General features: G+C 39.1%; 13 protein-coding genes. 7 read left to right on the top strand and 6 right to left on the bottom strand.

Annotation, left to right across the window (positions count from 1 at the left end):
• The first annotated feature begins 171 nt into the window (after nucleotides 1–171).
• Nucleotides 172–897 carry a DUF6577 family protein gene (locus ACYVI9_RS16935; RefSeq protein WP_460766942.1) on the top strand — a complete coding sequence of 242 codons (726 nt, stop codon included), beginning with the start codon at nucleotides 172–174 and terminating at the stop codon, nucleotides 895–897.
• A 623-nt stretch (nucleotides 898–1,520) separates the two neighbouring features.
• Here the strand turns inward: ACYVI9_RS16935 and istB are convergent.
• Together istB and istA are read right to left on the bottom strand one after the other, a co-directional pair.
• On the bottom strand, nucleotides 1,521–2,246 hold the full coding sequence (gene istB, locus ACYVI9_RS16930; RefSeq protein ID WP_460766939.1) for an IS21-like element helper ATPase IstB: 726 nt from the start codon (nucleotides 2,244–2,246) through the stop codon (nucleotides 1,521–1,523).
• A 121-nt stretch (nucleotides 2,247–2,367) separates the two neighbouring features.
• The gene (istA, locus tag ACYVI9_RS16925) at nucleotides 2,368–3,939 is read right to left on the bottom strand and encodes an IS21 family transposase (protein ID WP_460766936.1); all 1,572 of its coding nucleotides are present in this window, start codon (nucleotides 3,937–3,939) and stop codon (nucleotides 2,368–2,370) included.
• 1,626 nt (nucleotides 3,940–5,565) lie between these two features.
• Between istA and ACYVI9_RS16920 the strand changes: the two genes are divergently transcribed.
• Nucleotides 5,566–6,192, top strand: coding sequence for a TlpA family protein disulfide reductase (locus tag ACYVI9_RS16920; RefSeq protein ID WP_460766933.1), 627 nt, complete (start codon nucleotides 5,566–5,568; stop codon nucleotides 6,190–6,192).
• Nucleotides 6,193–6,312: 120 nt separating this feature from the next.
• Here ACYVI9_RS16920 and ACYVI9_RS16915 read toward each other — a convergent pair whose 3' ends face one another.
• Both ACYVI9_RS16915 and ACYVI9_RS16910 read right to left on the bottom strand, forming a co-directional pair.
• Nucleotides 6,313–6,777, bottom strand: a complete 465-nt coding sequence (locus ACYVI9_RS16915; RefSeq protein ID WP_460766930.1) for an HAD domain-containing protein — start codon at nucleotides 6,775–6,777, stop codon at nucleotides 6,313–6,315.
• An 18-nt stretch (nucleotides 6,778–6,795) separates the two neighbouring features.
• Nucleotides 6,796–7,065 (bottom strand): hypothetical protein, encoded by a 270-nt coding sequence (locus ACYVI9_RS16910; protein ID WP_460766928.1) that lies wholly within the window; start codon nucleotides 7,063–7,065, stop codon nucleotides 6,796–6,798.
• A 339-nt stretch (nucleotides 7,066–7,404) separates the two neighbouring features.
• Here ACYVI9_RS16910 and ACYVI9_RS16905 point away from each other — a divergent pair, with 339 nt between their 5' ends.
• From ACYVI9_RS16905 to ACYVI9_RS16885, 5 genes are all read left to right on the top strand, one after another.
• Entirely contained in the window at nucleotides 7,405–8,220 is an 816-nt protein-coding gene (locus ACYVI9_RS16905) for a GIY-YIG nuclease family protein (RefSeq protein WP_460766925.1), read from the top strand.
• 314 nt (nucleotides 8,221–8,534) lie between these two features.
• Nucleotides 8,535–9,401: a DUF7003 family protein gene (locus tag ACYVI9_RS16900; protein WP_460766922.1), complete on the top strand. Its 867-nt coding sequence runs from the start codon at nucleotides 8,535–8,537 to the stop codon at nucleotides 9,399–9,401.
• Nucleotides 9,402–9,593: 192 nt separating this feature from the next.
• Entirely contained in the window at nucleotides 9,594–9,869 is a 276-nt protein-coding gene (locus ACYVI9_RS16895) for a hypothetical protein (RefSeq protein WP_460766920.1), read from the top strand.
• An 83-nt stretch (nucleotides 9,870–9,952) separates the two neighbouring features.
• Entirely contained in the window at nucleotides 9,953–10,180 is a 228-nt protein-coding gene (locus ACYVI9_RS16890; protein WP_460766918.1) for a hypothetical protein, read from the top strand.
• A gap of 418 nt (nucleotides 10,181–10,598) precedes the next feature.
• Nucleotides 10,599–11,156, top strand: a complete 558-nt coding sequence (locus tag ACYVI9_RS16885) for a hypothetical protein (RefSeq protein ID WP_460766915.1) — start codon at nucleotides 10,599–10,601, stop codon at nucleotides 11,154–11,156.
• A 499-nt stretch (nucleotides 11,157–11,655) separates the two neighbouring features.
• On the opposite strand, the gene ACYVI9_RS16880 is transcribed toward ACYVI9_RS16885, so the two are convergent.
• Together ACYVI9_RS16880 and ACYVI9_RS16875 are read right to left on the bottom strand one after the other, a co-directional pair.
• The gene (locus ACYVI9_RS16880; RefSeq protein WP_460766913.1) at nucleotides 11,656–12,144 is read right to left on the bottom strand and encodes a hypothetical protein; all 489 of its coding nucleotides are present in this window, start codon (nucleotides 12,142–12,144) and stop codon (nucleotides 11,656–11,658) included.
• Nucleotides 12,141–12,926: a hypothetical protein gene (locus ACYVI9_RS16875; RefSeq protein WP_460766910.1), complete on the bottom strand. Its 786-nt coding sequence runs from the start codon at nucleotides 12,924–12,926 to the stop codon at nucleotides 12,141–12,143. The genes ACYVI9_RS16880 and ACYVI9_RS16875 overlap by 4 nt, the downstream gene beginning before the upstream one ends.
• Nucleotides 12,927–13,350: the final 424 nt, after the last annotated feature.

Raw genomic sequence — 13,350 nt, 5'->3', positions numbered from 1 at the left:
TTTTCCTTTTCCAACTTTTCATGAAATCTTATTTTAGACGTTTTTTTTGCACTAAAAAACAGGATTAAAACATTGAAAAACAAAGCCTAATTGAAATATAACTTTGACAAAATACACTTTTTATGCCGAACTTATATAAATAAGTGTTACATTTACCATAAAAAAACGATTTTGGCAGAAAGGTTGGAAAAACATATCGGTCACTATTTTAAGGAAAGTGAAAGACTTTCCAAGCAGAAGCTTGTGGGATCAATAAAAAAGGATTTTCCATCCTGGTCTGACAACACGATCAATATGTATCTGTCCAAACTGAAAAAAGAGGGGGTTATAAATGCTCCTTCCAGAGGAATTTATGAGATGGATAGTAACATCCCTTTTCAACCCAATATTTCAAATAGTTTAAAGAGAGTATTTAATAAGGTAAAGCGTGAATTTCCTTATATCAATTTTTGTATTTGGGATACGGTGTGGTTGAATGATTTTATGCGTCACCAGCCATTTAAACATTATGTTGTTATAGAAGTAGAAAAAGATGCGTCTGAATCTGTATTTACTTTTCAGACAGAAAGCAATAAAAACGTTTTCTTTAATCCTGATGAGGAAATATTTGACCGTTACATTCATAATCAAGATGAAGTTCTTATTGTGAAGAATATGGTTTCGGAGTCTCCTTTGATAGAAAAAGATAAAATTTGTATTCCTGCATTGGAAAAGTTATTGGTGGATATGTTGATTGATACAGCACTTTTTTCGGCACAGCAAAATGAAAAGGAATTTATTATGCGAAATGTAGTCCAGAAATACACTTTAAATGAGTTAAAGATGCGTAGATATGCTGTCCGAAGAAACAGAGAAGAAGAAATAGAAAGACTGATAAATATAAGTTTGGCAAAATAAGTTTTTTATGCCAATAATAAATAAAATATGATAGACACAAAATCCTATACAATTGAATGGATTACCGACTTACGAAATAAGTTAGGAAAACGCATTGATCCTAAACTGATTGAAAAGGTGGTATATGCTTTAACGCTTTTGGTGGATACTACGGTTCGAATGGTGCCAGCCATTTCGGTCGGATGATGCCAGTTATTTCGGTTCAAATGATGCCATTTTAATTTCACATTGATGATTGCGGTTACGGTTCGTTTTGTGCCACTATTGAACCAGACCGATTCGTTAACGGAATTACCGAGCTGAACAATTACGGTTCGTTTTGTGCCACTTTGAGAGATCAGGGATTACCTTGTCGTCTTACCTAAATACAGCGACATGGCCAACATACTTGATCCGATGGACTTGAAACAGATAATAACCTTACATCTTGACGGGGCGAGTAACCGACGGATAGGTTGGGTATTGGGGATTTCCCGCAATACGGTGAACACCTATATGCAGTTGTGTATATTCCGATGATGATACCCCCTCATTCCGAGCCATGGTAACCCCTCTGTAAGAAGGCCAAAAAACAAAGAGCTTAATGTGTTCTTTAAAGATACTATTCTGGTTTGGATTTTTATTTATTTACCTCGTCTCATAGAAGGTCCTTTGAGTTCGATTCTTTGACTTTTTGCTGTCAGTCTGTCACAAAGAGCGTCTCCGATTGCGGGTTCATTCAAGTATTCGTGCCATTCAGAAACGGGGAGTTGAGCGGTGATAATTATTGATTTTTGGGCGTATCGATCTTCCATTATTTGAAGGAGTGCCAGCTTCGTTTGTTTGTTCAGATTTTGAAGGCCAAAATCGTCAAGAATGATGAGTGGTATTTTCTCTATATGGTTCAATAATTTCACATAGGAACCCTCCGTTTTTGCCATTAAAATGGATTCTATCAAGCGGTGCATGCTGTAATATTTGGTACGCACCCCCATCATACAGGCCTGATAACCTAAAGCGCAGGCCAGCCAAGATTTTCCTGTACCAGTGGGACCTGTGATGAGTACTGCCGAGCCGTCTTGCAGATATCTACCCTCCAGTAACATGCTCCAGGTGGTTTTAGTCAGATTCCGTTCTGGTTTACAAATAATAGTTTCCGGTGTAGCATCAAAACGAAGCCTGGCGTTTTTAAGTAGGTATTCCATTCGGTCATTACCTCTTTGTAGTTTTTCTGCCGCCAGCAGGTGTGCGATCATTTCATGGCTCTCCAGTTGTTGGTCTACCGGCATGGTCAGTTGCGTTTCATAGCACTCAGCCATACCTTTTAATTTTAACTCCTGCATTTGCTCAAGCGTGTGTTGTGTGTTCATTTTCTTTGATTTTGTTAATGTATAGAAAGATCTTATGAGATGAGTAAGGGTTACTATAAATGATTGATTTTAATCGATCATTTATAGTAACCACCGCCCCCCATACAGGGGCGGGGCGGACTTAACGGTAATATTGCTTTCCACGGATATTCTCGTGACTCTTTGAGGGTTTCTGTGATGCTTCATCGAAAAGGAGGGCTTGCTTATCCTGACCGGTTTTTAGAATATTACGGATCATTTTAAGGGTGGGTCGTTTGACTATTGAGGCATGTTTACAGGCTGCCTCCAGCCGGTAACCGCTATAGGTGTTCTTTAGTAAGATCATGGCGTTACAGGCTTTAAAATTCTGTTCCGGGTATATGCTACTATGCAGAATGCGAGAGGCGATCTGAGCGGTATATTCGCCCACTTTTGAAGCCCGTTTGACAAGTGATTCTACTGTCCAGCCCTGCATATCCACCATCGCCTTGTGATTGGGTGGCATATGCTCGGCTATGCGGTTAAACTGCGACTCATTACTCTGTCTGACATGGAAGGAGATTCTTTCATGATTGTAATAGACCTCTACCACCCGGGTATTATAGTAAACCTGCACTTTTTTGCCTACATACTGATAAGGAACAGTATAATAATGCTTGTTATCAGAAAGCTGGATTGCATAGTTGCGTTGCACCATCACCGTTTTACCCAACATGAGCAAAAAAGGGTTCTCGGGTAGTAATTTGAGAAAGGGTTGCTCCCGGCTTTCAAAGATGCTGCGGCGACTGTCAGGATTGTTCTTATATGCTTTGCGGTTTAATATCCCCTGGTGATGCGCTATATGATGATTTAGCGATTCCAGAGAATAGTAGGTCTGATGGCGCATAGGAGCATAAATTTGCTGGTACACAATATTGACCGCCCCTTCGACCATCCCTTTATCTCGCGGAGATCTTGATCTTGTTGCACTAAAAGTTGTATTATAATGTTCTGACAACTGATGACACAATCGGGTAAAATCCGGCTCGAACCGATCGGCCTTTTTAACGGCTGTTTTAAGATTATCCAACAGTATGGTAAGAGCTACGCCCCCAAAGTACTTCAGCATATGGTTAATACAGATAACAAAATCCGCTATCCGCTGGGAGGCTACGGCCATACAGAAAATCAGGCCACTAAAGGGCAGAATAGCAATAAAAACCTCAACAGGTATCACTTCTCCGGTTTCTTTATCCACGTAAGACAGCTTTTTACCTGCAAAATCCGCCTGAATAAACTCTGCTGGTCGGTATTCCCAGTGGAAGGCAGGATCTGTGTCCTTGAGGTATTTACTCAGTATATTACAATACTGACTGTACTTATAGCCATGCTCATGCTGCTCAATGTACTCTGCCCACAATCTTTTCCTGGTAACGCCTGTTTTATGAAGATCCCCAGCTGATTTTTCAAAATGAGCAATTAACGCCCCATAGCGCTCATCTGCAACGTGCGCAACATCGTTGTTATAAACGATATCAGCAAGTTCTTTATCAGTGACTTCAAGTTTTTGAGGGGTGGTGGCTGGCGACGTTAATATTCCAAGCTGTCGAAGATATTTTTTAACCGTTTTACGGCTTATTCCTGTGCGCCGAACAATCTCTTTAATCTTTATCCCATCAGTCCATAACTGATGTACTTGTTTTACCTGGTTCATATTTATTGGTTTCTGTGCCATCCCTTTTAATTTTTAAGATTCAAAAGGGAGTAAATGAACACAAAAAACCCTGTTTTATGGCTTCAACACAGAGGGGTTACCATGCTTCGGAATATCTCAGAAGCTAAAAGCCCGGTTTAAGAGAAAAACAACTCGGGCTTCACCTTTTTGTATACCTCAAAACAAAAAAACAACCAGAGGGGTTACCATGTGTCGGAATGGCAGTCTTCGGCAATAAAAAAATATTCAACAACTATCGAACTTACTTCAGTTTTTAACAGAAAATAACTGCTAGCCGACAAAAAAGGTGGGGTTACCATGCTTCGGAATGAGGGGTTACCATGAAATCGGAATGGGGGGGTACCATGGCTCGGATTATACATGCAGTTGTTTGCCGCAAGCGACTATTCGCTAGAAGAGCTCCTGCGTTTTGACACCGCTGCTTTATCCGAGCTGTTCTCCTCCCTGCTTTGAGGTTGTTTTTATTTTTCATCGGGCAAAACTCAAACCCTGTATCCTAAATTCCTATATGCCCTTGGCCAACTGGATACGATGAACTTGCATCAAAAAAAATTTCTTTATCATCATTTGACATGGCTTCAGACGAGAAATAGGGCAGCAGGCAACAGTGCATTTTCAATAAGGCGGCTGAATAATAAAGGAAAATTCAATCTTTACCACTAAAGATTACCGTCCGTTATTTGCCGCTTAAGCTTTTTTTTTACGGCAAACCGAGATGTTCCTGAAATCGCTGATGCGGATAAGGGGACCTGTATGCGCTAATTCTCAACAAGCTTGAATTTGAAGGAAATCATACGAATCTACGATAAGATCGTATATAAATGCTGCGTCTTTGCCCAAATAGAACCGTTTTGCGAAATTTGAGATTCAATTATAATTGAATGATATGTGTAGAAATGGGTATTATTACGTTATAATTGACAAAATAGACAGTTCTTTAATATTACTACGTTATGATTGAATCTTATCACCACGTTTTTGAAAAAAAGAGCTGTTCCTTAATTTGAGCGCCACTTCAACCTCATAAAAAGGCAAGTTGTAGTCCTGGTATTGCCGTTTAGCCGTTTGCCCGGTCACGGCGTCAGCTACTGCTGCGGAACCTCCCGGTGTCAGTCCAGTCTTGGAATTATAATCTGTTAATGACTGCGGACCGAAATTTTGGGTTAATTTGAGGGTCAATACGGCGATACCGATGAATGTTTTTACTGTGTTCGCAGATTGTCCCCAAAGGATTTAATTTAATGGGTGGTGTTTGAAACAATTAAAGAATATTTTAATCTTCCATCGGTGTTTAAATAGCAGTGCGATTTGCTGCTGTAAGATGAGAATTATTTGGTAAGCCGGAAATACAATGCCAATAGATAGCGTAAAAGCGGCCCTTAACGGCATATGGTTCTGTTAATTATCCCCGTGTTAGCTTAAGCGTAATGGCCTTGGGGAGCTGAGAGAGGGCTTTGGGCAGATAGACAGCAGCACCGGCACCCGCCTGAATCCAGTGTTACGGGTCACAGTCCTGGGAAGGCGCAATATAAGATGAAGGGATTGGCCTAGGGCCAGTTTCGGCTACTTTCGCCTCAGATGCGAATAGGGTGGTAAAGGGTAGAAGTAATACAATAAAATAAAAAGATGTTGAATTATAACGCGCATTCAAACAGGAAACCGCGTCAAAACAAGCGCTGGTCATTCATCCGCAACAACGGCTGGTCGATACTTCTGGGAATAGCCATTGTAATAATGGTCGTCAGCCCCGATGCCAAATCCTGGGTATTGCAGCAATTGATGCATACCGGCATTTTCAATCCGAAGTTTGAAACTAGCTCACCCGATCCTGCCGGTCAAAGCGTCATGGATTTTGATTTTAAAACAGCGCAGGGGGATATTCAAAATCTATCATCGTTAAGGGGAAAAGTCGTTTTCATCAATTTCTGGGCGTCCTGGTGCCCTCCCTGCAGGGCAGAATTTCCGGCTATCGAATCGGTGTATTCGGGGTTAAAAGATCATCCTGATGTTTTCTTTTTGATGATTAATCAGGATGATGACCTTACCGCTGCCCATCATTTTCTGGAAAAGGAGCACTATTCGATACCTTTTTACAAAACCAACGGCCCCGTGCCACCGGAAATTTATTCCGGCACCTTGCCGACTACGGTTGTACTGGATAAAAGAGGCAGGATAAGGTTTCATCATGAGGGCCTGGCCAACTATGGGGCAGAAAAATTCCTGGAACAGATCGAAGTACTTATGAATGAATAAACAATTACAGTCTCTGCATACATAAGATTATTGCGTATATATGGGAGTTGTATGCTATTAAAAAGAAACACCCCACTGTTTGAAGGGTGAGGTGTTATATAAATTGACATTTTAAATCTTCTATGCAGGTTGTAACCCTTTACGTGAAATAGATTTTATAGCGTTTGAATGTTCTTTTGTAAGACCGATATAAGGACTTGTTTGCACTAAATTCTCTTTTAAAAAATCGGGAAGTTCATTTAAAGACTTATCATCATCAATAATGACAAAATCTTCCTCAACCTTATTGTCCTTAAACCAATTGACAATTTCATCTTTCCTACTAAGATTATTAAAATTTTCAGGAAGTAATTTTATCTTGTCAATCTTAATACCTCTATTCTTGAAAATGCTTTTCCATTCGTTAATGCTGAACTTTGATTTATGGGACGTTGTAAGCATAATGGTAACATCCTCAGAGATCAAACTCTGAAGTGTATTAGTTGCCTTAATACTAAACGCAGGAAATCCATCATTCAAGAACTCAGGACTTTTCCAACCTTTCGCAGGAACCATAACACCATCTATGTCTAAGAAGAATAACATAATAGAAAATTTACACTTTTATTTCAGCAATTCAACGATTTTCTCTATCGGAATACTGTTGTACTCTGCATCTTGTTCATTTAGCATATTAATTTTTGCAGGGGTATCCCAGTCTTCCTCCTCGAAAACTACTGATTTCCAATGAACTGGACTAGTAGCTGATGTTTTACTACCTGGAATCCTGTCGAGATGAAAATTCGCTAAAATTGAAGCTAAATATCGGTGATGTCCGTCGCAAATCAGATTGTCTTCGACTTTAATGCCAGGAAACTTTATTCCAGCTTTCATTTTTTGTAAATCCTATTAATAACAGGCAGACACAATTTTGTTTGGGTAGAACTTAACTCAATTTTATTTTGATTAATAGGCTCGACTATATTTTCTTTTGTAATTTCTTCCAATACCTTCAATTTTATGACCACAAAAATACGAATTGCAAAAGCAAAATTAACAGCGTATAGGGTATTTGCCATAGTGCGGCTTGACGTTAAATGCTCAACTTTGGCAATTTTATTTAACTTTAGTGCAAAACTCGGCTGACGGAATGCTATTTCCGCACCATCGCAAATACCTAATCCGTTACAGCCAACGGTAAAGCGACCCCGAAATCTCAATAAATAATAGACGATGGACAGTATTAAATTGAACGATATACTAAGGCTTGCTAATCTTAACAACGTAAAAATTCGTTTTAATTTGATGTTCGCTGAGAATTGGAATCCTATTGAACTTTTTAAAAATGGAGACATATCTACAATGCTTGCAGGGCAATATTGGAACTACAATAAAAACAAATCCTACAAAGCAGGACAAATTACAGTTGGACTTGTTAAGATTAAACGCAATGAAGATTTATGGTTACTGTTCCATATTGGAAGAGTAACTAAGGACTTGAACAAATTAAACGGTGTTGGCTACGAATATGAAGAGCTGCGTGACCACGAAAAATATGTCGGACGGTTAATCGTGAAATTTAAGAATAGAGCACAGACAATGATTCGCAATGCTGAATCAGTTATTGACGAATGTTACGTATCTCAGCTTTTACCTGACGCTTTTGACAATGACTTATTTCCAGGTTATGAAAAGGTAAACGTTTCTTGGGACGAGTTAAGAAGAGTAATCGAAAAGGATAACTGGAAAACTGCACTTCAGAACCAGAAAGGCGTTTACTTGCTTACCGACCAATCAAATGGCAAAATGTATGTTGGTTCGACATACGGAGAGCATATGATTTTAGGACGTTGGAGAGCGTATGTTGACTGTGGTCATGGAGGAAACATCGAGCTTAAGGCGCTAACTTTTGACCATATAAAAACAAATTTCAAATACTCAATTCTTGACATTTACAAATCAACTACTGACGATTTAGTTATTATTGAAAGAGAAAGCTGGTGGAAAACTGTTTTACTAAGTAGAAAGTATGGGTATAACTCCAACTGACAAATTAACAAGAACCGCTGGCTATAACCAGGTATTTGCAATAGTGCGGCTTGAAGTTAAATACTCGGTTTCGTTAATTCTATTTAACTTTAGTGCAAAACTCGGCTGACGGAATAGGATTGCCGCATCATCGCAAATACCTAACCGATGTGACGAAATCCCTTCGGGCTTCCGTCACATCAGAGGCGGTTTTACTAGATGTACAAAGCTCTGCGGGACTTCGTACATCTCCGGTTTCCTGTCAATTGCTCCTTGCGGTCGAAACTGCGTGAAGCCACCTTGTTACCGGCTATTATTAAACGACGGAATAGACAATGACCGAAGAAGAAGTATTAAATACGCTTGACAATTCCAATGACGGCTATTACTGTTCATTTGTTGACCTTGGACACGTATATTCATATCTCATTGACACAAGACTGAATGTTTTTCGAGGGGACAGCAATCGTTGGGCAATTGCAGTTGAAAGACTTGGTTATAATCCAAGAGCTGGAGCAATTGTTCTTGACATCAATTATTATGGCATCTGCTTGACAAATCTGGAATTTTACAATCAACGTCCCACAAGCTATTACAGCATATACCCAATTGACTTGGACAACTTCAACGAAACAATTGACGGTGAGAGTTTAAAGTCTGATGCAAAATTTTGGGTGGTCCGTGGACAACAGGTTCAGTTAACCCATAACAAACAAGATTACACCAATGCATGTATTCAACTGAAAGAATATGAGCCAAATGAAATAAGTGCTGAAGAAGTTGGAAGACTTGTCGTTTCACAAAACCGTGACTTATTCCGTGCAACGGAAAATGAACTATACAAATCCGTTCCGACTGATTTGGAGAAAATATTAGTACTTGATGAATGGTATCATAAAGACTTCCAATTACAAATTTCACCGACAATGACGGACGAGCATTTGCGCCAAACTTTTGAGTTCAACAAAAACTTAACTGAACTTGGCGGAATGACCTTTGGGAATTTCGTTCAATTATTCCGACAGCAAGAAATATTAAGTGACGATTGGAATAGAGAAATTTGGGAGAACAATAGACCAAGTTCCTACGAGACTTGGCAATTAATTGCTAAAGTCATTGTGACAAATGATCCACAGCAATATAAGCCGACTTTAGAACCAAACACCCATTGGTCAAATTGGCCTGACTCCGGGAGTATGTAATGAACAGACAGAAAAACAACAGCAGGTAATGGGTTTTGCATCAGGCGGGCAGACGTGCAAAATTCAACAGTAGTTTTTCAATTGAATTTTAGTAATAATATTGGCTTTAGTGCTTCGATTTACCGCCCGAACGCAAAGCCCCGAACCGTTGGCAGTAATGCCAAAACCGACATCATATAGGACTGAAAGGAAATGAACGCACCTAAATTAGAAGAAAATAAATGTTCAATACTTATCGCGGAATATGCGACAGGGCACGTTTTAAAAAAAGATTTGACGCTGTTCTTAAATGGCGACAACGAACAAGAAGTTTTTAAACTGTTTGACAATTTTAGTGACGCGCAACATTTTGTTCTAAACTTCGTAAAAGGCAAACCTGAATTTGAATGTTCAATCTATGATCAAAACGGTATGCATTTGAAAACATTTGACATCACAGGAGAAAGAAAATTTGAAAAAAAAGATTAGAAATAATGCAGAGATACTGTTGGATGCTCAATAACTCGCAACGTCAAGGTCTACCGGCTTGGATTCGATTAACGAAAACATCTTTGAAAGGGATTAAAAACTTATTTGATATTTACCTTCCAATAGTTGATGGCGCATTAATCTTTGATAATTCAGAGGGCAAACACGAACTTACAGCAGAAAAACAAGGTGACCGTTTGCTTAACATCCTAAACCAAGATAAGTTTGATTATTTAAGAAGGTATTGTGACACAATTGAAATTCAAATAGACGAAAAAAATAAAATTTTGAAAGGGCTTGAAAAAGTCTAAGAAAAACTAATTGAGTTCAAAAAAGAAAAGAAAAGTGAACTTATTTTCATTCGAGATAATAAAATTGTAAGAATAAAACCTGAATAGAAAAGCACAATCGCCTAATAACTAAGCTTTCGTTTTGTCCGAAGGACAAGAAATGAAAGTGTTGTTGAACGGAACTGATGGTAACCGCTCTTGCATTATGGGGTTACCGAGCTTTTTATGGAGGGTGCCAAAGCAGACTTTGAGGGTCTTATATACGGGGTCGTCGAGACCAATCCTTATTGTTCGATAATCAGCTTCAGTTCTGGCCGACGAATAAAGTTGGCCGCAGAATAAATAATTAGCTTTTGTATCTTTAATCAGCAGCGGCACCGGACAGACGGAACATAGAATACCGCCACATCGCCAATGTTTTAACGTTAGCACTAAGCTTATGACGACAGAACGACACATAAAACTCGGACGACAAACAGCATTAGTTTCATTCTTGCTTGGAACAGTAATTTTTGGATTTTATTTTCTGACTTCTTCTTCTGAACTTCTTTTCTTTGGCTACGGATTTATTTTATTGGCAGGGCTAATAAATGTAGTAATTTTTGTTGCAATTTTGGTAAGAGCCTGCAATGACAAGGAAAATAGGAAAAGCCTTTTGACCACATCAGGAATTATGTTGGTTAACATACCAATAATGCTTCTCTATTGTTGGTTTGCAATAATCTTGCTAAGGACAATGAGAATTACATTTACAAACGACACAGGAACTGAGTTAACGGACATCAAAATTGTTGGTTGTGGTGGTGGTCATATCGACAAATTAGAAAAAGGAGAAAGTAAAACCGTTTGGGTGAAAATTACGGGTGACTGTTCAATATATCTTGATTACTTGTCAAACGGACAAAGAAATAAAGAAACTGTTGCAGGGTATGTAACTTCAAGTATGGGACAGAAAATAAATCATAAAATTGACGGCAAGGACAAAGACATATTTTGACAATTTGAGAACAAATATCAACGACGGATGTCTTAGCCTTTCATTCCATTGAGCAAGGTGAGCTGATTGACCGGCACGGTTTCTCAAGCTTCTATAATGCCAAACAACATATCGAAAAATATATGTACTGGTATAAATTTAAACCTAAACACGGCGCTATCGATTTTATGATAGCCATGAAAAAATGACATAAGGCATGTCGTTGTCAACCGTTAGGCCACCAATGAAGCAAGGGGCGACAGGCTTGTCAAGGCCGGACAGCCTGGCCACGTGTGCGGCGTCAGCTTTGTATAGCCTTGACAAGACTGGCGAACCTGCTTATCTTTGCCTGACTGATGACAAGGATACGAATCAGTAGCAAACCTTTTTGAAAAATCAGGCCGGTTTATTCGGGGTCAAGACAGCCGCTCTTGCATTAAGGGGTTTCCGAACTTTTTATGGACGGTACCAAAGCAGAATTTGAGGGTCTTATAATTTACGGGGTTGTCCGGGCCAATCATTATTGTTCTGTCCTTCCTAGCATCTTTCTCACGGAGCGTCTGGCGCACGGTCTTCCAGGCTGCGTGCCTGATGAGGTTATGTAGGTCAGGGCGGGGGAGGCTGTTGATTCGGGTTTCAGGCCGCCACATCCCATATAGGTCTCATTTTTATATGAAAAGTAGATTTCGTGAGTAGGAGCTTCCCCGTCAATAATATCAAGTGTACAGCCATCTTTGCCGGATCTCCTGATAATCCCGAATAGCTGATTGCCTTTAAATGCATAAGTTTCACTATGAAACTGCTTTCTGCTTATTTGAACCGTATCGGTCAGCGTATCATTGATACAGTAAAGGATCACCCGGTTATTTTCTATATCCATGCTCCAAAAGGGTTCAGTGCCCTCAAAATGACCGTTCAGTGCTAATGCTTCCTGGTTGACAGAATCGTTTGCGAGGCTGCAGAGGCAGCTCAGCAGGAAGAATATTACTATTGTTTTCAACTGTATCATAAGGGTTTTACGGGTACTTTGTGGAATTCAAAAGGTATTCTTTTAATGGATTCACCGTTTTCGATCATTATCTCGACAGCAATATTGGATAGTTCGGATGGGGTAATGCCCTGTTTGATCTTGGTTAGCTTATAAACGATACCCGTTTTTTTATCCTCCAGGATAAGGTTATTGTATCCGGGATCCGGGTTATTGTCAAAAAAATAGACTAGCTTACGATCATCATCATTTCGGTACGCGTATATTATATCAAAGAAATTAAAATCGATTCTCTGGTAAGGCTCACTATCCTTCCTTCTAAACCTAAAATTCGGGAAAACTTTATTGATTTCCGTTGAATCTACTATACTAAAAAACAGGTTCGGATTGCTTTTAAGTATCTCTTTGTCCACTAAGTTTATGTTTCTGGGAATAGCGCCTATCGATCCGAGGTTGAAATAAGAGTTGTTTTTCGTCGAGGGGACAAAGAAGTTCATGAAGCCGCTAATATTTAGATTTTTAATTTTCCTGTTAGGCGGGTAGAATCGCAGGTTTTTAGCGCGTCCATTGTTATAGTTATAGTTCAGCGGATATTCCCGGGTTTCCTTTAACAATTTTCCTTTATTATCACTTATGGATATGCTATCTATGTCAATTAGTTCAAATTTGTTGATTTCTTTATCCATTGACAGGCTGATTTCAACAAAATCTTCGGTTTGATAGACATAGGATACCGTGATCTCTCCCTGGGCCAGGCACCCGGTCGAGATTAGAACACCACATGTTAGTAGCAGGTTTTTCATTACTTGTTAATTTATCTTCTTCCGGCTGGTAATCAACTTTTCGCTTTATAAATATCGGGGTATTAGCGTATCTATGCGGCTCTTGTTATTTAAAATTATTTTCAACTATTTCGGAAAGCGGCTTTACACCTGTGAGATAACTTTGTCTATATGGCGAATCTACTTTCATCATAATTGGATAGTTTAAGTATAAACCTGAATAATTATGCTGCAATTGAAGAAATCAAATCATATGTTTCCATAGCTCAAAAATACGGTTATGATATTTTCAATGAATATCATCTTTGGTATAGCGAAAAAAATAGCGACTATTAGAATAGAGTAAAAGAGCGGTAATAATTGTCCGCTTCGCTTTTAATCGTACGAAGATGGCATTGAAATTCTCTGTAAGTATGTAGTGGGATTATGAAAGTTCTATGTATTC

This window comes from Niabella terrae (genome assembly GCF_054783135.1).
The sequence above is the reverse complement of the archived record's forward strand: the minus strand, read 5'-3'. Positions and strand labels throughout refer to the sequence as shown.

Coding starts and splice junctions, on each gene's coding strand:
- ACYVI9_RS16905 (WP_460766925.1), top strand. CDS start 7,405: ATGGACAGTATTAAATTGAACGATATACTAAGGCTTGCTAATCTTAAC.
- ACYVI9_RS16920 (WP_460766933.1), top strand. CDS start 5,566: ATGTTGAATTATAACGCGCATTCAAACAGGAAACCGCGTCAAAACAAG.
- ACYVI9_RS16875 (WP_460766910.1), bottom strand. CDS start 12,926: ATGAAAAACCTGCTACTAACATGTGGTGTTCTAATCTCGACCGGGTGC.
- ACYVI9_RS16880 (WP_460766913.1), bottom strand. CDS start 12,144: ATGATACAGTTGAAAACAATAGTAATATTCTTCCTGCTGAGCTGCCTC.
- ACYVI9_RS16900 (WP_460766922.1), top strand. CDS start 8,535: ATGACCGAAGAAGAAGTATTAAATACGCTTGACAATTCCAATGACGGC.
- ACYVI9_RS16910 (WP_460766928.1), bottom strand. CDS start 7,065: ATGAAAGCTGGAATAAAGTTTCCTGGCATTAAAGTCGAAGACAATCTG.
- istA (WP_460766936.1), bottom strand. CDS start 3,939: ATGGCACAGAAACCAATAAATATGAACCAGGTAAAACAAGTACATCAG.
- ACYVI9_RS16885 (WP_460766915.1), top strand. CDS start 10,599: ATGACGACAGAACGACACATAAAACTCGGACGACAAACAGCATTAGTT.
- istB (WP_460766939.1), bottom strand. CDS start 2,246: ATGAACACACAACACACGCTTGAGCAAATGCAGGAGTTAAAATTAAAA.
- ACYVI9_RS16895 (WP_460766920.1), top strand. CDS start 9,594: ATGAACGCACCTAAATTAGAAGAAAATAAATGTTCAATACTTATCGCG.
- ACYVI9_RS16915 (WP_460766930.1), bottom strand. CDS start 6,777: ATGTTATTCTTCTTAGACATAGATGGTGTTATGGTTCCTGCGAAAGGT.